Source organism: Pedococcus dokdonensis (assembly GCF_900104525.1).
Taxonomy (GTDB): Bacteria; Actinomycetota; Actinomycetes; order Actinomycetales; family Dermatophilaceae; genus Pedococcus; species Pedococcus dokdonensis.
In genome coordinates, this window is sequence record NZ_LT629711.1 from 431,298 (window position 1) to 457,363 (window position 26,066).

Consider the following 26,066-nt stretch of genomic DNA (forward strand, 5'->3'; position numbering starts at 1 on the left):
CGAACTCCCAGGAGGACCAGTCGTGACTTCTGCCCCCGAGCAGACCGCCCCAGCCGGCTCCCCTCCCACCCCACGTCGGCGGGTGCTGCTCAAGCTGTCCGGAGAGGTCTTCGGCGGTGGCCGGATCGGGCTCGCCCCCGACGTCGTGCGCGGGATCGCCCAGCAGATCGCCCAGTCGGTGAACGAGGGCATCCAGGTGGCCGTGGTCATCGGCGGCGGCAACTTCTTCCGCGGGGCCGAGCTGCAGCAGCAGGGCATGGACCGCACCCGCGCCGACTACATGGGCATGCTCGGCACCGTGATGAACTGCCTGGCCCTGCAGGACTTCCTCGAGAAGGAGGGCATCGAGACGCGGGTGCAGACCGCGATCGCGATGGGACAGGTCGCCGAGCCGTACATCCCGCGTCGGGCGATCCGGCACCTCGAGAAGGGGCGGGTCGTCATCTTCGGAGCCGGGGCCGGCATGCCGTTCTTCTCGACGGACACGGTGTCGGCCCAGCGTGCGCTGGAGATCAAGTGCGACGCGGTCCTGATGAGCAAGAACGGTGTCGACGGGGTCTACGACGCCGACCCGCGCACCCACCCCGACGCCCGCAAGCTCGACGAGATCAGCTACGCGGAGGCCCTCCAGCAGGGTCTGCGGGTGGTCGACGCCGCGGCGTTCAGCCTCTGCATGGACAACAAGCTCCCCATGGTCGTCTTCGGCATGGAGGGTGAGGGCAACGTCGTCAGGGCGCTGCGCGGTGAGAGGATCGGGACGCTGGTCACGCCCGGCTGAATCGGCCCCGGCCGACCCACCCACCAGACTGACCACACACGACCGGCGCGACCCCGACGGGGAGCGCCCGAGAAGGAGCCGGACATGATTGAAGAGACTCTCCTCGAAGCCGAGGAGAAGATGGAGAAGGCCGTCGAGGTGGCCAAGGAGGACTTCGCCGGGATCCGGACGGGTCGGGCCACTCCGGGCATGTTCAACAAGCTCCTCGTCGACTACTACGGCGCGCCCACGCCGTTGCAGCAGCTGGCGTCGTTCCAGACCCCCGAGGCCCGCACCATCCTCATCACCCCGTTCGACAAGTCGGCCATGGCGGAGATCGAGAAGACCCTGCGTGACTCCGACCTCGGCGTCAACCCGAGCAACGACGGCAACGTGATCCGCTGCGTCCTGCCGACCCTCACCGAGGAGCGCCGCAAGGACTACATCAAGCTCGCGCGCCACAAGGGCGAGGACGCCAAGGTGTCGATCCGCAACATCCGCCGCAAGGCCAAGGACGAGCTCGACAAGCTGGTCAAGGACGGCGAGGTCGGCGAGGACGACGGCACCCGGGGCGAGAAGGAGCTCGACGCGACGACCAAGAAGTACGTCGACACCGTGGACGAGCTGCTGAAGGGCAAGGAGTCCGAGCTGCTCGAGGTCTGAGGCACCCGCCCGCTCCGCAGCACACCGCATGAACGCTCCCCAGTCCCGTAGCGCCCGGCGCAACGCCGCCCAGGCCGCCAACGGCGCCCAGGCCGCCGACGGCGACCCCAGCACGGCGGCCACCTCCGCCACCCCGGAGAAGCCCTCGCGCGCCGGTCGCAACCTGCCGGCCGCGATCGGCGTCGGCGTGGGGCTCGGCGTGCTCATCATCGGTTCGCTGATCCTGCGCAAGGAGCTGATGCTCGGGATCGTCATCGCCGCGATCGTCGTCGGCGTCTGGGAACTGCGGCGAGCCCTGGCCCAGGTCTCGATCCACGTGCCGCTGGTGCCGAGCCTGGTCGGCAGCATCAGCATGCTGGTGTCGGCCTACGTCGGTGGCGGCGAGGCCTTGATCGTCACCGTGGGCCTGACCTGCGTCGGCATCCTGCTCTGGCGCATCGCCGACGGCGTGCTCGACGCGGTGCGCGACATCGCGGGCGGGTTCTTCGTCGCGGTGTACCCGTCGTTCCTGGCCGGGTTCGCGGCGCTCATGCTCGCCGCCGACGACGGCGCCCGCCGGATCGTCGCCTTCATCCTCGTCACCGTGCTCAGCGACGTGGGTGGCTATGCGTTCGGGGTGCTCCTGGGGCGGCACCCGATGGCTCCGTCGGTCAGCCCCAAGAAGTCGTGGGAGGGCTTCGCCGGCTCGGTGCTGACCTGTGTCGTGGGTGGGGCCGTGACGGTGGAGCTGCTGCTCGACGGTCCGTGGTGGGGCGGGGCGCTGCTCGGTGCCTGCACGGCGATCGCCGCGACCGTCGGGGACCTCACCGAGTCCACGGTCAAGCGCGACCTGGGCATCAAGGACATGAGCACGATCCTGCCGGGCCACGGCGGGATCATGGACCGGCTCGACTCGCTGGTCGTCGTCGCCCCGGTGGCCTGGGCGCTGCTCGCCTGGGTCGTCCCGCAGGGCTGACGGCCCGGACCCCCGGCTGGGCCAGCTGCGCTGGCCGACGCCGGACTGCACCCCGCAGGCCCGAGGTGCCGCGACCGGTCCGTGACGGGCTGGCGGAAACCGTCCATCGGCATGACCCGCGGCGGCGCCGCCGGGTGGACCATGCCCGGATGAGGGGTGTGCGCGCGGTCGTCGCTGTGGTGCTGGTCCTCGCGCTGGGAGCCTGTGGTCCCGACGACGACGCAGGCTCCGGCGCAGGGGGTGCCGGCGGCGGGGCCGGAGGAGGGGGAGGGGCCGGCAGTGCTGGCGGCGCCGGCGGTGGAGGCGGGGCAGGCGGCACGGGCGGCGACACCGGTGACGACACGGGCAGCGACACCGGTGGTGGGTCCGTCACCAACCCTCCCAGGGCGACCTACCAGGTGCCCGACGAGGAGTGCCCGGTCGACTACCCGCGCGGTCTGCTGATCGGCACCGAGGTCGAGGCGGAGATGGAGTTCATCGAGAAGATGCCGGCCTGCACCAACGAGTCGTTCTCGGCCACGTGGGTCAGCAACGGCTCGGAGGTCGTCTGGGAGTTCAGGACGGCCGCACCCGGGATGGCATCGCGCCGCAACAACGGCGAGGTCAACGACCTGCTCGAGTCGGCCTTCCTGGAGGGGACCAACCCGTCCCACGCGATCCTCGTGCCCCACGCGTCGGCCGTGGTGGACCTTCCGCCCGAGCAGGTGGCCTGGGAGATCTCACTGCCCTACACGTTCGGGTGGGCTGGACAGGACTTCGCCCTGACCCGGCTCGAGAGCGCAGCGCAGGGGGCCGCGATCGCGTCCCTGAAACGGCGCGGGTCCCCGGGCCGCGCGGCTGCGCTCGCGTGTGGGCTGGCGGGGTACGAGGGTGCGCAGGCGGTCTCGGACCAGCTCGAGGACGCTGACACGGATCAGGTCATCGTCGACGCGCTCGGGGTCGGCGCTGCCGGGGCCAAGTGCCGGCTGGAGTCCCGCAACGTGCGCACGGTCAGTCCCTCCGGCGCTCCGTCCCTCCTGTCCGACGACCTGGCTCAGCTCGGCCGGCAGACCGAGTGGCTGGACCAGCTGCACGTGCGCCTCGACACGGCCCAGCGTGGTTCGAAGCTGCTGACTCTCGGCCTCCGGCTCGCCCACAAGGGTGGCTGACGGGTCCGACCCGCGCCCGGATGCCCGACGCGACGAGAGCGGGACGCCCACCTGCGATGGGCAAGAGGTGCCCACCGCGATTGGGCGAGCAGCACCGGCAACTGCGAAACTGGACGGACCATGACCACGGACCTGCCTGCTCCCACCAGCGCCCGACCCGAGCCGGGGCAGCTGACCTTCTCGGCCCCCCGCCGCGGCAAGCCGCCGCGCCACCTCGCCGACCTCACACCGGCCGAGCGCAAGGAGGCGGTCGAGGCCTTGGGTCACAAGGGGTTCCGTGCCAAGCAGCTGTCGACGCACTACTTCGAGCGCCTCGTCGAGTCACCCGACGAGATGACCGACCTGCCCAAGGCGATCCGCGACGACCTCGTCGCCGACCTGCTTCCCACCTTGCTCACGCCGCACGTGCAGCGCACTGCGGACGACGGCATGACGATCAAGTCGGCGTGGAAGCTGCACGACGGCGCCATCGTCGAGTCGGTCCTCATGCGCTACCCGAAGCGCGTCACGATCTGCATCTCCAGCCAGGCGGGTTGCGGCATGAACTGCCCGTTCTGCGCGACCGGCCAGGCCGGGCTGACCCGCAACATGAGCGCCGCCGAGATCGTCGAGCAGGTTGTCAGCGGGGCGCGCCTCTTGCGAAGCGGCACCCTCGCGAGCGCGTCGGCCGGCTCCAGGACGACCGGTCACGAGGCCGAGCTCGGCGAGGAGGACGACACCGACGACGGCATCGCCGTGGAACCGACTGGTCCCACCCGCATCTCGAACGTCGTCTTCATGGGCATGGGTGAGGCGCTGGCCAACTACAAGGCGGCGATCGGCGCCATCCGCAGGCTGACCGACCCGGCGCCTGACGGGCTGGGTATGTCGGCGCGCGGCATCACGATGTCGACCGTCGGGCTCGTGCCGGCGATCGACAAGCTGGCCGCCGAGGGGATCCCGGTCACGCTCGCGCTGTCGCTGCATGCCCCCGACGACGAGCTCCGCAACGAGCTGGTGCCGATCAACACGCGGTGGAGCGTCGACGAGGCGCTCGACGCGGCGCACCGGTACTACGAGGCGACGGGTCGGCGGGTGAGCATCGAGTACGCGCTCATCAAGGACATCAACGACCACGCCTGGCGGGCCGACCTGCTCGGCGAGAAGCTCAACGCGCGTGGCCGGGGCTGGGTGCACGTCAACCCGATCCCGCTCAACCCCACCCCGGGGTCGAAGTGGACCGCCTCGCGACCGGGGGTCGAGCAGCAGTTCGTGGAGCGGCTGCGGGCGCACGGTGTCCCGACGACCATCCGTGACACCCGCGGCCAGGAGATCGACGGCGCCTGCGGCCAACTCGCCGCCTCCACCGCCTGAGGCGACCTAGACTCGGACTGTGCAGCTCCGCCGCCTGGCCGCCCTCGTCTCCGCCGTGGCCGTCACCGCCGTCGCGGTGACCCTCGGGGTGGTCCTGCGTGGCGCCTGGGCCGGCGACGACGTGACCGCGGCGTCAGGGCCGGCACCCACGAGCCCGCACGGTCACGCGGTGGGTGTGAAGGCGCCCCCTGAGGCGCCGCTGCGCGAAGGCGAGCGCTTCGTCACGCTCCGCATGCCGGCGGCATACACGCCCAAGGCGCCGGCCGCGCCGGGAACCGACGACTACCGCTGCTTCCTGCTCGACCCGGGCCTGACCGGACAGTCGGTGGTCACCGGCATCAACGTGCTCCCGGGCAACCCCGACGTCGTGCACCACGTCATCCTCTTCCGGGTGCCGCCCGACAAGGTGGCACGGGCCGAGGAGATGGACCGCCTGCAGGTCGGACAGGGCTGGACCTGCTTCGGAGGCACCGGCGTCGAGAGCCAGGGCGCCGGCCTCAACGGCGCTCCGTGGCTGGGGGCCTGGGCGCCCGGCGGTGGCGAGCGCGTGCTCGCCCCCGACCTCGGCATGCCCGTCGAGGCCGGCTCCCGGATCGTCATGCAGGTCCACTACAACCTGCTCGCAGGAGTGCAGCCCGACCAGAGTGCCGCCAAGCTGCGGGTCGCCGCCGACGACGGCCGGCGCAAGACCCTCCAGACGGTCCTGCTCCCCGCACCGGTCGAGGTGCCGTGCCGGCCCGGGCACCCCGGACCACTCTGCGACCGCAGGGCCGCGATGGCCGACGTGCAGCACCGGTTCGGCCTCGGGGCGGGCCGCACCGGAGACGGGCTGCACCTGCTCTGCCCCGGCAACAAGGCGGGTCCGACCCAGAGCTGCACCAGACCCGTGACCGAGACCGAGACGATCCGCGCCGTGGCCGGTCACATGCACCTGCTCGGCACCAAGATCTCGGTCACGGTCAACCAGGGCAGGGCCGACCAGCGGACCATCCTCGACATCCCGATCTGGGACTTCGACGACCAGGGCAGTCGAGCCGTCACACCGGCGGTCAAGGTCGGGCCGGGGGACACGCTCACCGTGAAGTGCACCCACGACCAGAGCCTGCGCGACAAGCTGCCCGCCTTCCAGGGGCAGCCCGAGCGCTACGTCGTCTGGGGCGAGGGCACCACCGACGAGATGTGCCTCGGCATCGTCATGGTCACCCGCCCCTAGCCACCTGCCCGCGGTCATAGTCTGGCCCGCGTGAGCGTCCACCCCATCACGCCGGAGCCGGGTCGCGAGTTCGTCCTGACCGTGTCGTGCGCCGACCGCCGCGGCATCGTGCACGCCGTGTCGGGCGTCATGCTCGAGCAGTCGATGACGATCCTCGACAGCCAGCAGTTCGCCGACACGACGGCCGGGGAGTTCCACCTGCGGATGCACCTGGTCCGCGAAGGCATCGCACTGGCGGTCGAGGAGCTCGACGCGGCGATGCGCGGCGTCGCCGCGGCCTTCGCCATGACGTATGCCGTGCACGACCTGTCGCGCCGCCGTCGGGTGCTGGTGCTGGTCAGCCAGCAGGGGCACTGCCTCAACGACCTGCTGTTCCGGGTGGAGAGCGGCTCGCTGCCGGTCGAGGTGCCGGCCATCGTGTCGAACCACGAGACCTTCCGCGACCTCGCCGAGTGGCACGGGATCCCGTTCCACCACGTACCGGTGGCTCTCGACACGAAGCCTGCTGCGGAGGCCGAGCTCCGCCGGCTGGTCGACCACTACCGCGCCGACACGATCGCGCTGGCGCGCTACATGCAGATCCTGTCGAGCGGACTGTGCGCCGAGTTCCCGGGCCGCATCATCAACATCCACCACTCGCTGCTGCCGAGCTTCAAGGGCGCCAAGCCCTACACGCAGGCCCACGACCGGGGCGTGAAGGTGATCGGCGCGACCGCCCACTACGTGACGGCCGACCTCGACGAGGGCCCGATCATCGAGCAGGACTTCCGCCGCGTGGACCACCGGATGAGCCCGGCCGAGCTCGCGTCGGTCGGCCAGGAGCTCGAGGCGATGGCCTTCGCGCGTGCCCTGCGCTGGCACGCCGAGCACCGCGTGGTCCTGCGCGGCCGGCGCACCATCGTCTTCGACTGAGATGACCGAGCACGAGCTGTGGCGGCCGCTCGGCTCCGCTCAGCGGGGCTGGATGAGGTCCCAGGCGTTGCCGTAGAGGTCCTCGAAGACCGCGACGTCGCCGTAGGCCTCGTGCCGCGGCTCCTCGCGGAACCTCACCCCCGCCTCGACCATGCGGGCGTGGTCGGCGGCGAAGTCGTCGGTCGCGAGGAAGTGCATGACGCGTCCGCCGCCGGGGTCGCCCACTCGCGCCTGCTGCTCGGGCGTGCTCGCCCGCGCCAGCAGGATGTTCGTGCCGTCGGAACCACCCGGACGGATCACGACCCACCGCGTGCCGTCCCCACGGTCGGTGTCCTCCACGACCTCGAACCCGGCCCGGTCACGGAACCACGCGACCGCCTCGTCGTAGTCGCGGACGAGCAGGGTGACGAGGCTGAGGCGTTGGGGCATTCAGCCATCCTCCCGCACGGCCCGCTGCAGGGCGCGCAGGTAGCCCTTCGCTGCGAGCAGCTGCAGCCGCCAGGTCAGCGGACCGCCCAGTCGCGCGAGCCAGCTGGCCGGCCGCGCGTAGGCCCGCACCACCGCGTACACGTCATCGCCGCGTCGCTCGACGAGGAAGCCCTCCTCGCCGCTCTCCACGTGCCCCTCGAGGGTGCCGTAGCCGAATCCGGTGCGGTGCTCGTCCTCCACCACCCACACGATGCGGCAGGGGACGGGAAGGACCACGAGCCGGCTGAGCAGGTCCACGCCCACCGCCGCCCGGGGTGCGGTGCCTCGCGGCCGCAGTCCCAGCCCCCGTTGCGGCGCATAGGCCAGCAGTGCTTCCGCCGCCTGGTGGTATGCCGTGGCGCCGGCCCCCAGCCGGCGCTCCACCTCGATGTGGTGGAACCCGGTCGGCATGGGTCCGTCGAGGGTCAGCCCGCGGGGCTGGTAGGTGAGGCGGAGCCGGGCCAGGTCGGCGAGCTTCACCGCAGCCCACCCGCAGCGGTCGCACCGTCGGGCCGGTCGAGGATGATGACGGCGGCTTCCTCGGCGGAGTCGACGAGGTGGACGACCGATCCCATGCCGCGCTCCTGGCCCAGGGCCTGCACCGCACCCCAGACGGGCACCGTCTCCGACCAGTACTCCTGGCCGACCAGGACGAGCGGGGCGAGGGTCGACTCGAGCGGCGCGTAGAACAACGGGGTCACCGCCTGGAAGATCTCCTGCACCGTCCCTGCGGCGCCCTCCAGCACCACCAGGCCGGCGCTCGCCCGAGCGAGCAGGCCGTCCTCGCGGACCGCGTTCGAGAAGTACTTGCCGATGCCGTCGCAGAAGACGTTGGGCGGCTCGTGGCCGTAGAACCAGGTGGGGATGCCCAGGCTGCAGCGGTCGGCCGAGACGGGGAGCCCGGCGCGCACCTCCAGGGCCAGCGAGACCCAGGCGGCCACCGACGGCCGGAAGGTGGGCACCGCTGCCAACCGCCGCAGGGCGTCGTCCAGGGCGCCCGGCTCCGCGGCGAGCGCGCCCAGGTTGGCTGCCTCCATCGCCCCCGGACCGCCGCCGGTGGCGACGACCAGTCCCGCCGAGGCCAGGGCGTGGCCGAGCCGGGCGGCGGCGGCATACCCGCTCGTCCCGCGCGCGAGGGCGTGGCCGCCCATCACGCCGACGACAGGGCGCTGGCCGGTGAACTCGTCGAGGGCGTCGCTGATCGAGTCGTCGTGGATCGCCCGCAGGAGCGTGACGAACGCGTCGCGGTGCACCGCGCCGTCGCGCATCCATTGGTAGGCACGGTAGTCCGGTGTCGACTCGTAGCCGTCGGTCTCGAGGCCGGCGTACAGCTCGGCCGCCGTGTAGAGGGTCGCTCGGTAGGGGTCGACCGGCGCGTGCGGGTCGCTCGGGAAGACCAGGGCGTGGTGCGCACCGAGGTGCGCGTTGAGCGCGGGCGACAGCCGCCCACCGAGCACCACGAGTCCCTCGACGTCAGTGCGGGCGAGCAGCCGGGCCTCGTATGCGGTGAGGTCGAGGTCCTGCAGACGCAGCCCGGTCAGCGCCCTCCCGGACGACAGGACGGCGTCGAGGTCGGCGAGGTGCTCGATCTCGGTGTCGGCCCCCGCGGTGCCGCTGTCGCCCTGCATGCCCCGACTCTAAAGGGCGGCCCAGGACTCGCTTGACTGTCTAGAGTCGGGCGCATGCCCGCTCACGACCTCTTCTCGCAGACGGTGGCGACCGAGGACTGGCGCCAGGAAGCGACCCACTGGATCGATGAGCAGCTCGCCGCTGCCGGTCGCCGCAGGACCGGCGACGTGGTGCAACGGCGGATCCGCCCGTGGTCCACGCAGCTGGTGGCGCCGAGCGACCACGGCACCGTCTGGTTCAAGGCGAACTGCCGGTCGTCGGCCTACGAGCCGGCCGTGCACCTCGCGCTCTCCGAGCTCGAGCCCGGAGAGGTCGAGGCACCGCTGGCGATCGACGCCGACCGCGGCTGGATGGTCACCGCAGACCGTGGCACGACGTTGGGCGACAGCCACGACGCGACGCTGGTGGAGTGGCAGGAGGTCGTGGAGCTGGCCGCCCGGGTGCAGCGCCAGGTGGCCGACCACGGGACCGCGCTGCTCGCCGCCGGGCTGCCGGACTGCTCACCGGCCACCGTTCCCGCTCGCTACGCGTGGTTGGTCGACCAGCTCGCCGACCTTCCTGCGGACCACCCCTCGCACCTGCCGTCCGACGAGGCAGCGTCGCTCAGGGAGCGGTCCGGCGTCGTCGACGAGGCGGTGCGGACCCTGCTCGCGGCGCCTCTGCCGGCCAGCCTCCAACACGGCGACCTGCACCCGGGCAACGTCTTCGTCGTCGACGGGATGATGCGCTTCTTCGACTTCGGCGACGCCCAGTGGGCGCACGTGCTGGAGGTGCTCGCCGTGCCCTACGGCTACTCCACCCGGGTCACCCACCACCCGTGGCCGGCGCTGCTCGACGCCTACGCCACGGTGTGGGAGGACCTGCTGGACCGGGCGGCGTTGGAGGCGCTGATGGTGCCGGCAATGGTGACCCATGCCGTGAACCGCTCGTTCACCTGGCTCGGTGCGATCGAGGGTGCCCAACCCGAAGAGCTCGCGGAATGGGGTGACTCGGCGCTCTACTACCTGCGCCTCACTCACGAGCCGTTCCCACCCGAGGACCCCGAGAACGGCCCCTGAGCGGGAGGTCAGAGGTTTCCTAGGACCCGGTCCACGGCGATCTCGACCACCACGCGCTCGGGGTTCTCACGCGGCACGCGGTAGCGCGCGGCATACCTGCGCTCGGCCTCCGCCACGACGGCTGGTTCGGTCCGCACCCGTGCCACGCCCTCGAAGGACAGCCAGTGCCGCCCGTCCACCTGGCACACGACGGCGCGCCCACCTGCGGCGGCATTGCGCGCCTTGCGGCTGGGACCGCTGGTGATCACGCGGACCACCAACGCCTCCGCGTCCCACGTGAAGCCGACCGGCACCACGTGGGGGGAGCCGTCGGGGCGCAGGGTGGTGAGGGTCGCGAGGTGCCGGGCCGTGACGAACTCGAGCGCCTCGGGGGACAGGTCAGTGGGTGCGGTCGACACGGGCCGAGTCTGCCGTATGCGGGTCTGGGGTCAGTGGCCGGTCAGGGCAGCGAGCAGGGTGCCGATCCGCGCCGGGCGACCGGTCCGAGCCTCTTCGCGGTCGGCGGCGTGGGCCAGCCGCAGGCCGGCGTTGACGCCGACCCACCGGGCCGGCTCCGGCTCCCAACGGCGGCTGCGGTGGCCGACCCACGGCAGCTGCGTGATGGGGCTGTCGCGGCCAGTGACGAGGTCGGCCAGGGTGCGACCGGCGAGGTTGGTGCCCGCGACCCCGTCGCCGACGTAACCACCCGCCCAACCCAGCCCGGTTGCTGGGTCATGGCCGACGGAGGGGTGCCAGTCGCGTGCGATGCCGAGCGGGCCGCCCCAGGCGTGGGTGAAAGCGACGTCGCCGAGCTGGGGGAGCAGATCGGTCAGAGTGGCTCGCAGGTCTGCGAAAACCGTTGCCTCGTGGTCGAACTCGGGCTTGATCCGTGACCTGAAGTGGTACGGAGCGCCACGTCCGCCGAAGGCCAGCCGGTCGTCCACGGTGCGCTGGCCATAGATGATGACGTGCCGGTGGTCGCTGAACACCTCGCGCTCGGCGAGACCGATCCGGGCCCACTGCGCCTCGGTCAGCGGTTCGGTGGCGACCATCAGGGAGTAGACGGGTGCCACCGTGCGGCGCTGCCCGGGCAGGGTGGGGGTCCACGCCTCCGTGGCCCGGATGACGTGCTTCGCGGCGACCTGTCCGCCGCCCTCCAGCAGGGCGCGCCCAGGCTCGATCGCCCGCACCCGAACGCCCTCCACGACCTGGACCCCCTGTGACCGGACCGTGGCAGCGAGGCCGTCGACCAGCCGTCTCGGCTGGACCCGGGCGCAGTGCGGCGTGAACGTCGCGCCCTCGACCCGGCTGGCAGCCAACCGCTCGGTCGCCTCGGCGGCGTCGAGCCACCGGGTCCCCAGGCCCCACTGCTCGGCGTGCTCGACCTCGGACCTCGCCCGGATGGCCTGCGCGGATGAGCGGGCCAGGGCGATCGCGCCGCCCTTGCGGAATCCGCAGTCGATGGCCGCGGATTCCGTGGCGCGGCCGACCTCGTCGACGGTGTGCTGGAGCTCGGCCACCATCGCCCGCGCCGCAGCGGCCCCGCGCCGACGCGCCAGCGCCTCGGGCCCGACCGGCCACAGGGCCGAGACCCACCCACCGTTGCGACCGCTGGCCCCGAAGCCCACGTGCTCTGCCTCGAGGACCACCACGTCGAGGCCCGGATCGGCGAGCAGCAGGTAGTGCGCGGTCCACAGCCCGGTGAAGCCCCCGCCGACGATGACGACATCGGCGCGGGTGGGAGGAGCCGGGGGTGGCGGCGCTGACTCGCCTTTTGTATGAGCTGGCGCCGGGGGTGGCGGCGCTGACTCGCCTTTTGCATGAGCTGGCGCCGGGGGTGGCGGCGCTGACTCGCCTTTTGCATGAGCTGGCGCGGGGGGTGGCGAGGAGGGCCCGTCCGCCGACGATGCGGCGGGCGGGCCCTCCTGCTCCCCCTGGTCCCACCAGAGCGGGATGCTCACGAGGTGACGGTGGTGGTGACGGACAGGCTCAGAGGTGCTTCTCGGCCCCGGTGAGCACCGACCGCAGCCGCGACTCGATGTCGTCGAACTCGCTCTGGCCGATGATCAGCGGCGGCGCCAGCTGTATGACCGGGTCTCCCCGGTCGTCGGCGCGGCAGTAGATACCGGCGTCGAACAGCGCCTTGGACAGGTAGCCGCGCAGCAGCCGCTCGGACTCGGCGTCGTCGAACGTCTCGCGGGTCTCCTTGTCCTTGACCAGCTCGATCCCGTAGAAGTAGCCGGCGCCGCGGACGTCGCCGACGATCGGCAGGTCGAGCAGCTTCTCGAGGGTGGCGCGGAACTTCGGGGCGTTCTCCTTCACGTGGTCGTTGAGGCCCTCACGCTCGAAGATGTCGAGGTTGGCCATCGCGACCGCCGAGGACACCGGGTGGCCGCCGAAGGTGTAGCCGTGCGGGAACGACGTGGTGCCCTTGGTGAACGGCTCGAACAACCGGTCGCTCGCGATCATCGCGCCGATGGGGGAGTAGCCCGAGGTCATGCCCTTGGCGCAGGTGATGATGTCGGGCACGTAGTTGAAGTCGTCGCACGCGAACATCGAGCCGATCCGGCCGAACGAGCAGATCACCTCGTCGGAGACGAGCAGCACGTCGTACTCGTCGCAGATCTCGCGGACCCGCTCGAAGTACCCGGGCGGGGGCGGGAAGCAGCCGCCCGAGTTCTGCACCGGCTCGAGGAAGACGGCGGCGACGGTGTCGGGGCCCTCGAACTCGATGGCCTCGGCGATCCGGTCGGCAGCCCAGCGGCCGAACGCCTTCTCGTCCTCGCGCAGGTGCTCGGGGGCGCGGTAGAGGTTGGTGTTGGGGACCTTGAAGGCACCCGGCACCAGCGGCTCGAACATCTCCTTGGCCGCGGGGATGCCGGTGATCGACAGGGCCCCCTGGGGCGTGCCGTGGTAGGCGACCGAGCGGCTGATCACCTTGTGCTTGGTGGGCTTTCCGGTGAGCTTGAAGTACTGCTTGGCGAGCTTCCACGCGGTCTCGACGGCCTCGCCGCCACCGGTGGTGAAGAAGACCCGGTTGAGGTCACCGGGTGCGCCGTTCGCGAGCCGCTCGGCCAGCTCGATGGCGCGGGGGTGGGCGTAGGACCACAGCGGGAAGAAGGCGAGGTCCTTGGCCTGCTTGGCGGCGGCCTCGGCCAGCTCCTGGCGACCGTGGCCGACCTGCACCACGAAGAGCCCGGCGAGCCCGTCGATGTACTCCTTGCCGCGGTCGTCCCAGATCTTGTGTCCCTCACCGCGCACGATGACGGGCACCTGCCCACCGTCGTAGTAGGTCGAGTGCCGGGTGAAGTGCATCCAGAGGTGGTCGCGTGCAGCGTCGGCGTATGCCGTGCCGGCCGGCGTGCGTGCTCCCTCGCCCTGGGTGGTGCTGACGGCTTGCGGTTCGGTGGTCATCGGGTACCCCAGTTGTAGTGCTGCTTGTTGAGTTTCAGGTAGACGAACGTCTCGGTGGTCTGCACCCCGGGCAGGGTGCGGATCCGACGGGTGAGCAGGTCGAGCAGCTCGGCGTCGTCCTCGCAGACGACCTCGGCCAGCAGGTCGAACGAGCCCGCCGTCGTGACGACGTAGGACACCTCCGACATGGCGGTGAGGGCGTCGCCCACCGGCAGGAGGTCACCGTCGACGCGGATGCCGATCATGGCCTGGCGGTGGAAGCCCACCTGCAGCGGGTCGGTCACCGCGACGATCTGCATGACCTCCTGGTCGAGAAGGCGCTGCACCCGCTGGCGCACCGCCGCCTCCGACAGCCCCACGCGCTTGGCGATCGTGGCGTAGGACTGCCGACCGTCCTCCTGCAGCTGCTCGATGATGGCCTTCGACACGTCGTCGAGGCGCACATCGGCGCTGGAGCTGGCAAGACGGGTCACGGTGGTCATGGTGGTCCCCGGGACTCGATAGCGCAAGTCCTGACACGACGGAATCAGTCGCACCTCACGGCATACGACAGCGCTTTCCGTATCTTCGGGGCTGCAACCTATTGAAATCCATCGTGGGGCGGCTACAGTGCGTGGCACCGGAATCAGTACCCGATCCGCATTGGAGCACATCAGTGACTGCCACGTCCGCGGCCCCCCGCGTCCTGCGCAACTTCGTCAACGGTGAGTACGTCGAGGCCCAGACCGACGCCACCACCGACCTCGTCAGCCCCGTCACCGCGCAGGTCGTCGCGAAGGCCCCGGTCTCGACCGCCGCCGACGTCGACGCGGCCTACGCCTCGGCGAGCAAGGCCTTCGAGGAGTGGGGGCAGACCACCCCGAGCGAGCGCCAGCAGGCCCTGCTCAAGTTCGCGGACGCGATCGAGAAGCGGGCCGACGAGTTCGTGAAGCTGGAGTCCGAGAACACCGGGAAGCCCTGGGCGCTCACCGCCTCCGAGGAGCTCCCGCCGATGGTCGACCAGCTGCGCTTCTTCGCCGGCGCGGCGCGCGTGCTCGAGGGGCGGGCGGCCGGCGAGTACATGAAGGGCCACACCAGCTGGATCCGGCGCGAGCCGATCGGCGTGGTCGGTCAGGTGACCCCCTGGAACTACCCGATGATGATGGCGGTCTGGAAGATCGGGCCGGCCCTGGCGGCGGGCAACACGATCGTGCTCAAGCCGTCGGACACCACGCCCGAGACGACCCTCCTGATGGCCGAGATCGCCTCGGAGTTCATGCCCCCGGGCACCTTCAACGTCGTGACCGGCGACCGGGAGACCGGTCGCGCCGTCGTCGAGCACCAGACCCCCGCCCTGGTCGCGATCACCGGCTCGGTGCGTGCGGGCATGCAGGTCGCCGAGAGCGCCAGCCACCAGCTCAAGCGGGTGCACCTCGAGCTCGGCGGCAAGGCGCCGGTCATCGTCTTCGACGACGCCGACATCGAGGCGGCGGTCGAGGGCATCGCCGTGGCCGGCTACTTCAACGCCGGGCAGGACTGCACGGCGGCCACTCGCGTGCTCGCGGCGCCGCACATCCACGACGACTTCGTCGCGGCTCTCGGCGAGTACGCGAAGAGCTCGGCCAAGGTCGGCCTCCCCGACGACGAGGACGCCCTGCTGGGTCCGGTCAACAACCGCAACCAGCTCGAGCGGGTGCAGGGCTTCCTGTCCCGGCTCCCGGACCACGCCTCGATCGCGGCGGGTGGGCACCGGCTCGACGCCCTGGGTGACGGGTTCTTCCTCGAGCCGACCGTGCTCTCGGGGCTCCAGCAGGACGACGAGGCGATCCAGGACGAGATCTTCGGGCCGGTCATCACCGTCCAGCGGTTCACCGACGAGGCGGAGGCGATCGCCTGGGCCAACGGCGTGGACTACGGGCTCGCCTCCAGCGTGTGGACCAAGGACTTCGGCCGGGCGATGCGGGTCTCCAAGGCGCTCGACTTCGGCTGCGTCTGGATCAACACCCACATCCCGATCGTCGCCGAGATGCCCCACGGCGGCTTCAAGAAGTCCGGCTACGGCAAGGACCTGTCCATGTACGGCTTCGAGGACTACACCCGCATCAAGCACGTGATGGCCAACATCGACAGCTGACCCGCTGGCCGGGCGGCCCCACCGCCCGGTCGGCTCACCGCCGGCCGACTGCCGCCGTCCGGCCCGACCTCTGTAGAGCGAGCGCCCATGAAGCCCCTCCGTCCCCCCACAGACCCGGTCGCCCGCGACCTGATCCGCGCCGCCCGGGCCTCGGCCGCGAGCCGCCCGCTCACCCGGCGGTCCCTGATCGGGGCGGGCCTGCTCGGTGGGGCGGCGACCGCCCTGTCGGCCTGCGCGCCACCGACCCCACCGGCCTCCGGCGGAGCCGCCAAGCTGGTGCTGCCCAAGGACGTCTCCGACACCGACAAGGTGGTCCGGTGGGCGAACTGGACGGCCTACCTCGACTACGACGAGGAGACCAAGAAGTACCCGACCCTCGAGGCCTTCATCAAGAAGACCGGCATCAAGGCGAGCTACACCGAGGACGTCGACGACAACGACTCCTACTTCAACAAGATCGCCCCTCAGCTGCGGGCCAAGCAGGACATCGGCCGCGACATCTTCGTCTTCACCGACTGGATGGCCAACCGGGTGATCCGGGACCAGCTCGCCCAGCCGCTCGAGCTGATCCGCATGCCCCACGCGGCCAACCTGCTCGACGCGCTCAAGGACGTGTCCTTCGACCCGGGCCGGCAGTACTCCCTCACCTGGCAGAGCGGGTTCGCCGGCATCGGCTACGACAAGTCCAAGGTCGGCCGGGAGCTCAAGTCGCTCGACGACCTCTGGGCCGACGACCTCAAGGGCAAGATCGTCGTCCTCAGCGAGTTCCGCGACACCCTCGGGCTGATCATGCTGAGCCAGGGCGTCGACATCTCCGGCGGGTTCGGCAAGCAGCAGTTCGAGGCGGCGGTGGCCGAGATCGACAAGCGGATCAGTGACGGCTACATCCGCCGGGTGAAGGGCAACTCCTACCTGGAGGACCTCAAGTCCGGCAACGCCATCGCCGGCATCGTGTGGAGCGGCGATCTGTTCATCCTCCGGGCCGAGACCGAGAACGACAACTGGCAGTTCACCATCCCGGAGTCCGGGGGCACCCTCTGGAGCGACAACATGATGGTGCCGATCACCTCGACGCACCGCAAGAACGCGATGGCGATCATGGACTACTACTACCAACCGCAGGTCGCCGCCGAGGTCGCGGCGTGGGTCAACTACGTGTGTCCGGTCCAGGGGGCGCAGGCCGAGATGGAGAAGATCGACCCCGACCTCGCCGAGAGTCCGTTCATCTTCCCCAGCGAGTCGTACCTCAAGGACAACAACATCAAGGGCTTCCGCGCGCTGAGTCCGCAGGAGGACCAGGACTACAGCGCCGCGTGGGCAAAGGTGGTGGGCAACTGATGTCTGTCTTCTCCAACAAGAGCGACGGATCCGGTGCGGGCTCCGGGGCGAAGGGCTTCCGCGAGGCCAAGGGCAACCTCTCCCTCGACTCGGTGACCAAGCAGTTCGGCGACTTCACCGCCGTCGACGACCTGAGCCTCGAGGTGCCGCGCGGCTCGTTCTTCGCCCTCCTCGGTCCGTCCGGATGCGGCAAGACGACGACGCTGCGGATGGTGGCCGGGCTCGAGCAACCGTCCCGCGGACGGATCCGGATCGGTGACACCGATCTGACCGGGTCGCGCCCCTACGAGCGGCCGGTCAACACGGTGTTCCAGAGCTACGCCCTCTTCCCGCACCTGACGATCGTCGACAACGTCGCCTTCGGGCCCAAGCGCCGCGGCGCCAAGGACGCCGCGAAGCTGGCTGCCGACGCGCTCGAGCTCGTGCAGATGACCCACCTCGCCGCCCGCAAGCCGAGCCAGCTCTCCGGTGGCCAGCAGCAGCGCGTCGCGGTCGCGAGGGCACTGGTCAACCGCCCCGAGGTGCTGCTCCTCGACGAGCCGCTCGGGGCCCTCGACCTCAAGCTGCGCCGCCAGATGCAGGTCGAGCTCAAGCGGATCCAGACCGAGGTCGGGCTGACCTTCATCCACGTCACGCACGACCAGGAGGAGGCCATGACGATGGCCGACACCGTGGCCGTGATGAACCTCGGGCGGATCGAGCAGCTCGGCCACCCGGAGGTGCTCTACGACCTCCCGAAGACCACCTTCGTCGCCAACTTCCTCGGCCAGTCCAACCTCGGGACGGGCCAGGTGACCGGCACCGACGGCGACAACCTGGTCGTCGAGGTGGCCGGGACCACGGTCCGCATCCCCAAGGAGCGGTCGACGGTGAGCGACGGGGCGATCACCTTCGGGGTCCGGCCCGAGAAGGTGCGGATCAGCGACACCCAGCCCGAGGGCGCGGGCAACGACGTCAAGGCCAAGGTCGTCGACGTCAGCTTCACCGGGGTCGCCACCCAGTTCCTCGTGACGACACCGTCCGGGGCCACCTGGGGCGTCTACGAGCAGAACCTCGACGTGGCCCGCAACCACCTGCGCCCGGGCGACGACGTGTGGCTCGAGTGGGACTCCGGCCACGCCTTCGGGGTCCCGGTCGACGACGCCGGCGCCGCGGCGGGGGCCGCAGCCGCCGACGAGGACGCCGCACAGCCGGTGGCCGCGTCGTGACCGCCGGCGTCGCGCACGTCGCGGGCGCCGGCACCGGCCACAACGACCCGTCCCTGGGGAGTGGTCGCAAACGGTCGCTGACGGCATACCTGCTGCTCATCCCGGGCGGGCTCTGGCTGTTGGTGTTCTTCGTCTTCCCGCTGGTGCAGCTGTTCACGGTGTCGCTGCAGTCCGGCTTCCCGGGCTTCCCCGGCTACTACTACCGCGACGTCAACGTCGCCAACTACGGCACGGCGCTCACCGACTTCGCGGGGCACTTCGGGCGGTCCCTGCTGTATGCCGGGCTGGCCACCCTGTTCGCCTTCATCCTCGCCTACCCGCTCGCCTACGCCATGGCCTTCAAGGCCGGCCGGTGGCGCAACGTGATGATGATCTGCGTCATCGCCCCGTTCTTCACGTCGTTCATCCTGCGCACCATCGCCTGGCGCCAGATCCTCGCCGACGACGGGCCGGTGGCCTCGGTGCTCAACACCCTGCACCTGCTGCCGGGTGGGCGGATCACCGAGACGTGGATGGCGGTCGTGGCCGGTCTCACCTACAACTTCCTGCCGTTCATGGTGCTCCCGATCTACGCCTCCCTGGAGCGGGCGGACTCCCGGGTCATCGAGGCCGGCGGTGACCTCTACGCCAACGGGTTCACGACGTTCCGCACCGTCACGCTGCCGATGTCGATGCCGGGCGTCATCGCGGGCACGCTGCTGACCTTCATCCCGGCGGCGGGCGACTACGTCAACGCCGAGCTCCTGGGCTCCGACCGCAGCACCAAGATGGTCGGCAACGTCATCGAGAGCCAGTTCTTCAAGGTGCTGGGCGGCTTCCCGGTCGCGGCGGCGCTGTCGTTCACCCTGATGGCGATGATCCTCGCGATGGTCTTCGTCTACATCCGCAAGTTCGGGACGGAGGACCTGCTGTGAGCGCCACCACCGCTTCCGAGGCCACCCGCGTGGGGGAGGCCACGGCCTACCGCCCACCGGCCTGGCACCGGGTGAAGACCTGGCTCGCCAACCGGTTCGCGATCATCTCGGCGATCGTCGTGCTGCTCTACCTGTTCGTGCCGGTGGCCTACACGTTCGCGTTCTCCTTCAACGACTACCGCAAGTCCAACATCGTCTGGAACTCCGCGGCCGGTCCCACGCTGAAGCACTGGAAGGACCCCTGCGGTGCCCCCGGTGTCTGTGACGCGCTGGTGACCTCGATCAAGGTCGGTGGTCTCGCCACCCTCGTCGCGACGATCCTCGGCACCATGCTCGCGTTCGCGTTGGTGCGGCACCGGTTCCGCGGCCGGGCCACGAGCAACGTGCTGATCTTCATCCCGATGGCAACGCCCGAGATCGTCCTCGGCGCGAGCCTGCTGACGATCTTCGTGCAGGGCTTCTCGCGGTTCGGCCTGCGGCTCGGGTTCTGGACCATCGTCATCGCGCACATCATGTTCTGCATCAGCTTCGTGGTGGTCACCGTGAAGGCGCGGCTCCAGAGCCTCGACCCACGCCTCGAGGAGGCTGCCCAGGACCTGTATGCCGGGCCGGGCGGGACGTTCTGGCGGGTCACCTTCCCGCTCGTGCTCCCGGGCATCGTGTCGGCGGCCCTGCTGTCGTTCTCACTGTCGTTCGACGACTTCATCATCACCAACTTCGTCTCCGGCGACACGACGACGTTCCCGAAGTTCGTCTACGTGTCCTACCTGCGCGGAATCCCCGCCCAGGCCAACGTGATCGGCTTCTCGATGTTCGTCATCGCCGTCCTGCTCGTCGTGGTCGGACAGCTCGTCGGGAACGCCCGGAAACGGTAACGAGCCGAACAGAGTAGGAGCCCCAGGAGCCCATGCGCATCCTCATGATCGGCGCCGGTGGCGTCGGTGACGCTGCCGCACGCATCGCCGTCGAGCGCGACTTCTTCGAGCAGCTCGTCGTGGCCGACTACGACCTCGGCCGGGCCGAGGCGACGGTGACCGCCGCGACCGCCCGGCGGGACGGCGAGCAGAGGCTCGTGGCCGCGCGGGTCGACGCCTCCGACGCGGAAGCCGTGGCGGCGCTGGCCCGCGAGCACGGGTCGACGCACGTCTTCAACGCCGTCGACCCACGCTTCGTCATGCCGATCTTTCGGGGTGCGCTCGCGGCGGGCGCCGGATACCTCGACATGGCGATGAGCCTGTCGAGGCGCCACCCCGACGAGCCCTACGCCAAGGTGGGCGTCAAGCTCGGCGACGAGCAGTTCGCGATGACCTCGCAGTGGGAGGAGTCCGGCCGGCTGGCGCTGCTCGGCATGGGGGTCGAGCCCGGGCTGTCCGACGTGTTCGCACGTTATGCGTCCGACCACCTGTTCTCGAGCATCGACGAGCTCGGCACGCGCGACGGCGCCAACCTCGCGGTCTACGACGAGGACGGCAACGAGACCTTCGCGCCGGGCTTCTCGATGTGGACGATCATCGAGGAGTGCCTCAACCCACCGGTGGTGTGGGAGAAGGCCAGGGCCGGGGGAGACGTCGAGGCCGGGTTCTTCACCCTGCCGGCGTTCAGCGAGCCCGAGGTGTTCGAGTTCCCGGAGGGCATCGGGCCGGTCGAGTGCGTGCACGTCGAGCACGAGGAGGTGCTGCTGATGCCCCGGTGGCTCGACGCCGAGCGGGTCACCTTCAAGTACGGGCTCGGCGACGAGCTGATCACCATCCTGCGGACGCTGCACACCCTGGGCCTCGACGGCACCGACCCGGTGCGCGTCAAGGGCGTCGAGGTCTCGCCGCGCGACGTGGTGGCCGCGGTGCTGCCCGACCCCGCGACCATCGGTCCCCGGATGAAGGGCAAGACCTGCGCCGGGGTCTTCGTCACCGGCACCGGCAAGGACGGCCAGCCGCGCCGCACGTACCTCTACCACGTGTCCGACAACGAGGAGACGATGGCGGAGTACGGCGCCCAGTGCGTCGTGTGGCAGACCGCGGTCAACCCCGTCGTCGCCCTGGAGCTGATGGCCACCGGGGTGTGGCAGGGAAGTGGCGTGCTCGGCCCCGAGGCCTTCGACGCCCAGCCCTTCCTGGAGCTGCTCGCAGCGCCCAAACCGGTCGGCTACGGCTCGCCGTGGGGGATGGAAGACCGCTGATCCCCATGGCCCACAACGGGACTAGGTTGGTTGCATGACGAGATACGGCCAGCAGTACGGCCCGGACTTCACCTTCCTCGGCGTGGACCGGTGCGACCTCGACGACGAGAGCACGTATGCCGGCGCCGACGTCGTGATCCTCGGCGCACCGTTCGACGGTGGCACGTCCCACCGCCCCGGCACACGGTTCGGGCCGCAGGCGATCCGGATGACCGACTACCTGCCGCACGACGGGTCCCGTCCCTCCCTGGCGCTGCGCACCGACGGCCTCGTCGACCTCAGGGTGGTCGACGCGGGTGATGTCGAGATGTACTCCGGCGACATCGAGCGGTCCCTGCCCAAGCTGGAAGCCGCGGTCGAGCAGGTCACCCGCGCAGGCGCCATACCGGTCGTGCTCGGAGGCGACCACTCGATCGCGTTCCCGGACGCCAAGGGCGTCGCGAACGTGCTGGGCCACGGGCGGGTGTCGATGATCCACTTCGACGCCCATGCCGACACCGGCGACATCGAGTTCGGGTCGCTCTGGGGTCACGGGCAGCCGATGCGCCGGCTCATCGAGTCGGGGGCGCTGCGTGGCGACCGGTTCCTCCAGGTCGGGCTGCGCGGCTACTGGCCACCGCCCGAGACGCTGGACTGGATGGCGGGGCAGCAGATGCGGTCGTTCGAGATGACCGAGATCGTGCACCGCGGTCTCGACGAGGTGCTCACCGAGGCCTTCACGATCGCCACCGACGAGTGCGAGGGCGTGTTCCTGTCCGTCGACATCGACGTCTGCGACCCCGGGCACGCCCCCGGCACCGGCACGCCCGAGCCCGGCGGGTTGTCCGCACGGCAGCTGCTCGACGCGGTCCGCCGGATCTGTCTGGAGCTGCCGGTGGTCGGGGTGGACGTCGTCGAGGTGAGTCCTCCCTACGACCACGCCGACATCACGGCGGCGCTGGCCAACCGGGTCGTGCTGGAGGCGCTGTCCGCGATCGCCCGCAAGCGCCGGGACGAACGCGACGGCACCCGCTGGGACCCGGCGCAGCCACTGCTGTCGGGACGCAACGGGGCCATCCCGCAGGGCCACATCCCGCACCAGCACACCCACCAGACGCACGACCAGACCGACCACTCGCACGACCACTCGCACGACGCAGCGGAGGAGCAGGGCTGATGGCCACCACGCAGAAGTCCCTCATCGACTCGGTCCCGAAGGACCTGTTCATCGGCGGCTCCTGGCGGGCTGCCACCGGCGGGGCGACCCTGCCCGTCGAGGACCCGTCGAGCGGCAGCACCCTGACCCACGTCGCCGACGCGACGGTGGCCGATGGCAAGGCGGCCCTCGATGCCGCAGTGCAGGCGCAGCCGGACTGGGCCGCGACGCCGCCGCGCGACCGCGGTGAGATCCTCCGGGCCGCCTTCGAGCGGATCACCGAGCGCGCCGAGGACTTCGCCACGCTGATGACCCTCGAGATGGGCAAGACGCTCGCGGAGTCGCGCGGCGAGGTGACCTACGGAGCGGAGTTCTTCCGCTGGTTCTCCGAGGAGGCGGTCCGCATCTCCGGTCGCTGGTCCACCGCACCCAACGGTGCGACGCGGCTGCTCACGATGAAGAAGCCGGTCGGACCGACCCTGATGATCACGCCGTGGAACTTCCCGCTGGCGATGGGCACCCGCAAGATCGGGCCGGCCATCGCCGCCGGCTGCACGATGGTCGTCAAGCCGGCGAGCCAGACGCCGTTGACGATGCTGGCGCTGGCCGAGCTGCTGCGCGAGTGCGGTCTGCCCGCAGGGGTGCTCAACGTCGTCACCACCACGCACACCGGCGACGTGATGGAACCCTTGATCCGCGACCCACGGCTGCGCAAGCTCACCTTCACCGGGTCGACCGGCATCGGGCGACGGCTCGTCGAGCAGTCGGCCGAGCAGCTGCTGCGGGTGTCGATGGAGCTCGGTGGCAACGCGCCGTTCATCGTGTTCGAGGACGCCGACCTCGACCGGGCGGTCGACGGCGCCATGCTCGCCAAGATGCGCAACATCGGCGAGGCCTGCACCGCGGCCAACCGGTTCTTCGTGCACGAGAAGGTCGCGGCCGAGTTCGCGAAGAAGTTCGCGGCGCGGATGGGTGGGCTCACCCTGGGCAAGGGCACCAAGAAGGGCGTCGACGTCGGACCGCTCATCGACGCCAAGGCGCGCGACGGGGTGACCGAGCTCGTCGAGGACGCTCGGGCCAAGGGCGGCACCGTCCTCACCGGTGGGTCAGCGGTCAAGGGACGCGGCTACTTCTTCGAGCCCACCGTGATCAGCGACGTGCCGATGACCGCGCGCGTGATGAGCGAGGAGATCTTCGGGCCGGTTGCCCCGATCACGACGTTCCGCACCGAGGCAGAGGCGATCAGCAAGGCCAACAGCACCGAGTACGGCTTGGCGTCCTACGTCTTCACCAACGACCTCGGCCGCGTCATCCGGGTCAGCGAGGGGCTCGAGTACGGCATGATCGGGATCAACCAGGGGATCATCTCCAACCCGGCCGCACCGTTCGGCGGGGTCAAGGCCTCGGGCTTCGGTCGCGAGGGAGGTTTCGAGGGGATCGAGGAGTACCTCGAGACCACCTATGTCGGAATTGCCCCTTAACGAGCCGCCGCGGGTCATCCGTTCGGGTGTCGCCGAGGGCAAACGCCCCCCTCGGGCGGCGCGACCCTGTTGAATCGGTCACATGAGCACGGACGGCCAGACGAACCACCTGTCCATCGCGGGTGACTCGACCGCTGAGCCCGACCCGGAGGCGCCCGACTTCGCGTCGCACTCGCGCAACGTCGGCCGGTTGCGCTCACTCGCAGATGTGCTCGTCGAGACCGACGAGAAGCTGCGGCAGGGCCTGACCGCCGGCTCACGGGTCTGGCCGACCGGGTTCGACGCCCTCGACAACGCCCTGACCGGTGGCTTCCGCTCCGGTGAGCTGGTGCTGCTCGGGGGCCCACAGGGGCTGGGCAAGACCGCGATGGCCCTGCAGATGGTGCGCAACGCCGTCGCGGCCAACCGCAGCGCGATCCTGTTCTCCTACGAGCACGACGCCCACAGCATCCTCGAGCGGCTCATCGCGATCGAAGCCGGCGCCATCAAGGGGATCGAAGCCGTGGGGCTGACCAAGATCCGTGCCGGTTTCGAGGCCCGCCACAGCCGCGCCCGCACCATGCGTGAGCGGTTCGCCGACACCGTGGGTGGCGCCGAGGCGGTCGAGGCCCTCGAGGGCTACGCCGACCGGTTGCACGTCCACACCTCCAGCGGGATGCACACGACCATCGACGCCATCCGCACGGCCGTCAACGAGGTGCTGGAGGCCGACAGCCGTCCTCCCCTCGTCCTGGTCGACTACCTCCAGAAGGTCCCCGTGCCCGGGGTGACCAATGAGGAGGACCGCATCTCCGTCGTCGTCGAGCGGCTCAAGGACATGTCCCTCGAGCTCGGCGTCCCCGTGGTCGCCATCGTCGCCGCCGACAAGTCGAGCCTGGTCGCCGGCCGCCGCATGCGGGTCAACGACCTGCGCGGGTCGTCGGCGCTGGCGTACGAGGCCGACGTCGTGCTGATCCTCAACGACAAGTACGACATCGTCGCCAAGCACCACCTCGTCTACCACCTGGGCAACGCGGAGCGGTTCCGGCACTGGGTCGTCATGTCGATCGAGAAGAACCGCAACGGCGCCGACCACCTCGAGCTGGAGTTCCAGAAGCGGTTCGAGCAGGGCCGCTTCGAGCCCGAGGGCCGGGTCGTCGAGGAGCAGCTCATCGAGGAGCGGGTCTTCCAGAACTAGCCGCACCGGGGTCGGTCCGGCGACCGTGGCGTAGCCCGACGGCTGTAGAACTCCTGCCGGGTGCGGGGCGGCAGGGCCACCTCTAGGGTCGGGACCATGTCTGCTGACCAGCGGCGCATCGCTCGGCTGGCGCTCGCCGTCGTCGTCGGGGCGCTCGTGCTGGTGCTCTGGTGGTGGGCCACTGACGGTTCGCAGGACCGGACCGGTGGCTCCGACCGGGGTGGCGCCGCGTCGACGTCCGCTGCGGCCCCGGGGCCGACCGGCTCCTCGTCGGGGTCCCCGACGCGCCCTGTCCCCGGTTCCGACAGTGGGCTGCCGCTGGTGCGGGCGAGCGACCTGCCGGTGCAGGCCCGGCGCACGCTCGACCTCATCGCGGCTGGCGGGCCCTATCCGTACTCGCGAGACGGGGTGGTCTTCCAGAACCGCGAACGCCTCCTGCCACGCAAGGCCAGTGGCTACTACCACGAGTACACCGTGCCGACCCCGGGTGAGGACGACCGCGGTGCCCGCCGGATCATCAGCGGGCGGGTCGGCGAGCTCTACTGGACGGCCGACCACTATGCGTCGTTCAACGTCATCGTTCCCAGCGGCAGTGAGGGAGGTGCCCCGTGATCCGAGTCCTGGGGCCGGAGGTGCCGATCGCCCAGGTGGTGCGGGAGGCCCAGAGCCGCGGCGCCGACGTGACCGTGGTGCCCGCGGGGTCGACGAAGGCCGAGAGCATCGACCTGTTCGCCGAGGTGCTGCACTTCCCGGACTGGTTCGGGCGCAACCTCGACGCCCTCGCCGACTGCCTGCACGACTACGCGGAGGAGCTGCCCGGGGAGGGTGGTGGCAGCCGGCACCTGGTGTGGGACGGCGTGGCGACCCTGCGGCGGACGCACCCCGAGGGCTACGACGACATCAGCGACGTCCTGGGCGAGGTCACCGCCGACCACGAGGGCTTCTCGGTGACCGTGCTCGACCGCTGAGCCGTCG

26 protein-coding genes are annotated in these 26,066 nt (G+C 70.6%); 19 read left to right on the forward strand and 7 right to left on the reverse strand.

Going from position 1 to position 26,066, the window contains the following annotated elements:
* Positions 1 to 22: 22 nt before the first annotated feature.
* The 7 genes from pyrH (at position 23) to purU (ending at position 7,001) form a co-directional block, all read left to right on the forward strand.
* The gene (gene pyrH / locus BLQ34_RS02175; RefSeq protein ID WP_091780876.1) at positions 23 to 778 is read left to right on the forward strand and encodes a UMP kinase; all 756 of its coding nucleotides are present in this window, start codon (positions 23 to 25) and stop codon (positions 776 to 778) included.
* 84 nt (positions 779 to 862) lie between these two features.
* Entirely contained in the window at positions 863 to 1,420 is a 558-nt protein-coding gene (frr, locus tag BLQ34_RS02180) for a ribosome recycling factor (RefSeq protein WP_091780879.1), read from the forward strand.
* A gap of 28 nt (positions 1,421 to 1,448) precedes the next feature.
* Positions 1,449 to 2,375, forward strand: a complete 927-nt coding sequence (locus tag BLQ34_RS02185; protein ID WP_091780882.1) for a phosphatidate cytidylyltransferase — start codon at positions 1,449 to 1,451, stop codon at positions 2,373 to 2,375.
* 149 nt (positions 2,376 to 2,524) lie between these two features.
* Positions 2,525 to 3,523 carry a hypothetical protein gene (locus tag BLQ34_RS02195; RefSeq protein WP_157692860.1) on the forward strand — a complete coding sequence of 333 codons (999 nt, stop codon included), beginning with the start codon at positions 2,525 to 2,527 and terminating at the stop codon, positions 3,521 to 3,523.
* Between the two features lie 120 nt (positions 3,524 to 3,643).
* Positions 3,644 to 4,876: a 23S rRNA (adenine(2503)-C(2))-methyltransferase RlmN gene (gene rlmN / locus BLQ34_RS02200; protein WP_091780891.1), complete on the forward strand. Its 1,233-nt coding sequence runs from the start codon at positions 3,644 to 3,646 to the stop codon at positions 4,874 to 4,876.
* Between the two features lie 19 nt (positions 4,877 to 4,895).
* Positions 4,896 to 6,089, forward strand: a complete 1,194-nt coding sequence (locus BLQ34_RS02205) for a monooxygenase (protein ID WP_091780895.1) — start codon at positions 4,896 to 4,898, stop codon at positions 6,087 to 6,089.
* A 30-nt stretch (positions 6,090 to 6,119) separates the two neighbouring features.
* Entirely contained in the window at positions 6,120 to 7,001 is an 882-nt protein-coding gene (gene purU, locus BLQ34_RS02210; RefSeq protein WP_231961399.1) for a formyltetrahydrofolate deformylase, read from the forward strand.
* A 39-nt stretch (positions 7,002 to 7,040) separates the two neighbouring features.
* On the opposite strand, the gene BLQ34_RS02215 is transcribed toward purU, so the two are convergent.
* From BLQ34_RS02215 to BLQ34_RS02225, 3 genes are read right to left on the reverse strand one after another with little or no spacing between them, the layout of a single operon-like run.
* Positions 7,041 to 7,430 (reverse strand): VOC family protein, encoded by a 390-nt coding sequence (locus BLQ34_RS02215; RefSeq protein WP_091780898.1) that lies wholly within the window; start codon positions 7,428 to 7,430, stop codon positions 7,041 to 7,043.
* Positions 7,431 to 7,949, reverse strand: a complete 519-nt coding sequence (locus BLQ34_RS02220; RefSeq protein ID WP_091780901.1) for a DUF1990 family protein — start codon at positions 7,947 to 7,949, stop codon at positions 7,431 to 7,433.
* Positions 7,946 to 9,097, reverse strand: a complete 1,152-nt coding sequence (locus BLQ34_RS02225; protein ID WP_091780905.1) for an LOG family protein — start codon at positions 9,095 to 9,097, stop codon at positions 7,946 to 7,948. Before BLQ34_RS02225 ends, BLQ34_RS02220 begins: the two co-directional genes overlap by 4 nt.
* Before the next feature lie 54 nt (positions 9,098 to 9,151).
* Between BLQ34_RS02225 and BLQ34_RS02230 the strand changes: the two genes are divergently transcribed.
* Entirely contained in the window at positions 9,152 to 10,156 is a 1,005-nt protein-coding gene (locus tag BLQ34_RS02230; protein ID WP_091780908.1) for an aminoglycoside phosphotransferase family protein, read from the forward strand.
* Positions 10,157 to 10,164: 8 nt separating this feature from the next.
* Here BLQ34_RS02230 and BLQ34_RS02235 read toward each other — a convergent pair whose 3' ends face one another.
* Genes BLQ34_RS02235 through BLQ34_RS02250 form a run of 4 tightly spaced genes read right to left on the reverse strand, consistent with a single transcriptional unit; the run spans position 10,165 to position 14,031 of the window.
* The gene (locus BLQ34_RS02235) at positions 10,165 to 10,554 is read right to left on the reverse strand and encodes a pyridoxamine 5'-phosphate oxidase family protein (protein WP_091780911.1); all 390 of its coding nucleotides are present in this window, start codon (positions 10,552 to 10,554) and stop codon (positions 10,165 to 10,167) included.
* A 30-nt stretch (positions 10,555 to 10,584) separates the two neighbouring features.
* On the reverse strand, positions 10,585 to 12,096 hold the full coding sequence (locus BLQ34_RS02240; protein ID WP_231961400.1) for an NAD(P)/FAD-dependent oxidoreductase: 1,512 nt from the start codon (positions 12,094 to 12,096) through the stop codon (positions 10,585 to 10,587).
* Between the two features lie 28 nt (positions 12,097 to 12,124).
* On the reverse strand, positions 12,125 to 13,549 hold the full coding sequence (locus tag BLQ34_RS02245) for an aspartate aminotransferase family protein (protein WP_091780914.1): 1,425 nt from the start codon (positions 13,547 to 13,549) through the stop codon (positions 12,125 to 12,127).
* Positions 13,546 to 14,031, reverse strand: coding sequence for an Lrp/AsnC family transcriptional regulator (locus tag BLQ34_RS02250; protein WP_091780917.1), 486 nt, complete (start codon positions 14,029 to 14,031; stop codon positions 13,546 to 13,548). Before BLQ34_RS02250 ends, BLQ34_RS02245 begins: the two co-directional genes overlap by 4 nt.
* A gap of 173 nt (positions 14,032 to 14,204) precedes the next feature.
* Between BLQ34_RS02250 and BLQ34_RS02255 the strand changes: the two genes are divergently transcribed.
* The 11 genes from BLQ34_RS02255 (at position 14,205) to BLQ34_RS02305 (ending at position 26,059) form a co-directional block, all read left to right on the forward strand.
* Entirely contained in the window at positions 14,205 to 15,662 is a 1,458-nt protein-coding gene (locus tag BLQ34_RS02255) for a gamma-aminobutyraldehyde dehydrogenase (RefSeq protein WP_091780919.1), read from the forward strand.
* A gap of 87 nt (positions 15,663 to 15,749) precedes the next feature.
* Positions 15,750 to 17,000: an ABC transporter substrate-binding protein gene (locus BLQ34_RS02260; RefSeq protein WP_091780922.1), complete on the forward strand. Its 1,251-nt coding sequence runs from the start codon at positions 15,750 to 15,752 to the stop codon at positions 16,998 to 17,000.
* Positions 17,000 to 18,208, forward strand: a complete 1,209-nt coding sequence (locus tag BLQ34_RS02265; RefSeq protein ID WP_091780925.1) for an ABC transporter ATP-binding protein — start codon at positions 17,000 to 17,002, stop codon at positions 18,206 to 18,208. The genes BLQ34_RS02260 and BLQ34_RS02265 overlap by 1 nt, the downstream gene beginning before the upstream one ends.
* Positions 18,205 to 19,122 carry an ABC transporter permease gene (locus tag BLQ34_RS02270; RefSeq protein ID WP_091780928.1) on the forward strand — a complete coding sequence of 306 codons (918 nt, stop codon included), beginning with the start codon at positions 18,205 to 18,207 and terminating at the stop codon, positions 19,120 to 19,122. The genes BLQ34_RS02265 and BLQ34_RS02270 overlap by 4 nt, the downstream gene beginning before the upstream one ends.
* Before the next feature lie 71 nt (positions 19,123 to 19,193).
* On the forward strand, positions 19,194 to 19,997 hold the full coding sequence (locus tag BLQ34_RS02275) for an ABC transporter permease (protein ID WP_091789111.1): 804 nt from the start codon (positions 19,194 to 19,196) through the stop codon (positions 19,995 to 19,997).
* Positions 19,998 to 20,029: 32 nt separating this feature from the next.
* Complete coding sequence (locus BLQ34_RS02280) at positions 20,030 to 21,298, forward strand: saccharopine dehydrogenase family protein (RefSeq protein WP_091780930.1); 1,269 nt, start codon at positions 20,030 to 20,032, stop codon at positions 21,296 to 21,298.
* Positions 21,299 to 21,332: 34 nt separating this feature from the next.
* Positions 21,333 to 22,454 (forward strand): agmatinase, encoded by a 1,122-nt coding sequence (gene speB, locus BLQ34_RS02285; protein ID WP_091780933.1) that lies wholly within the window; start codon positions 21,333 to 21,335, stop codon positions 22,452 to 22,454.
* Entirely contained in the window at positions 22,454 to 23,914 is a 1,461-nt protein-coding gene (locus BLQ34_RS02290; protein WP_091780936.1) for an NAD-dependent succinate-semialdehyde dehydrogenase, read from the forward strand. Before speB ends, BLQ34_RS02290 begins: the two co-directional genes overlap by 1 nt.
* An 82-nt stretch (positions 23,915 to 23,996) precedes the next feature.
* Positions 23,997 to 25,091, forward strand: a complete 1,095-nt coding sequence (locus BLQ34_RS02295) for a DnaB-like helicase C-terminal domain-containing protein (RefSeq protein ID WP_091780938.1) — start codon at positions 23,997 to 23,999, stop codon at positions 25,089 to 25,091.
* Positions 25,092 to 25,187: 96 nt separating this feature from the next.
* The gene (locus BLQ34_RS02300) at positions 25,188 to 25,703 is read left to right on the forward strand and encodes a ribonuclease domain-containing protein (RefSeq protein WP_091780941.1); all 516 of its coding nucleotides are present in this window, start codon (positions 25,188 to 25,190) and stop codon (positions 25,701 to 25,703) included.
* Positions 25,700 to 26,059 carry a barstar family protein gene (locus BLQ34_RS02305; protein WP_091780944.1) on the forward strand — a complete coding sequence of 120 codons (360 nt, stop codon included), beginning with the start codon at positions 25,700 to 25,702 and terminating at the stop codon, positions 26,057 to 26,059. Before BLQ34_RS02300 ends, BLQ34_RS02305 begins: the two co-directional genes overlap by 4 nt.
* Positions 26,060 to 26,066: the final 7 nt, after the last annotated feature.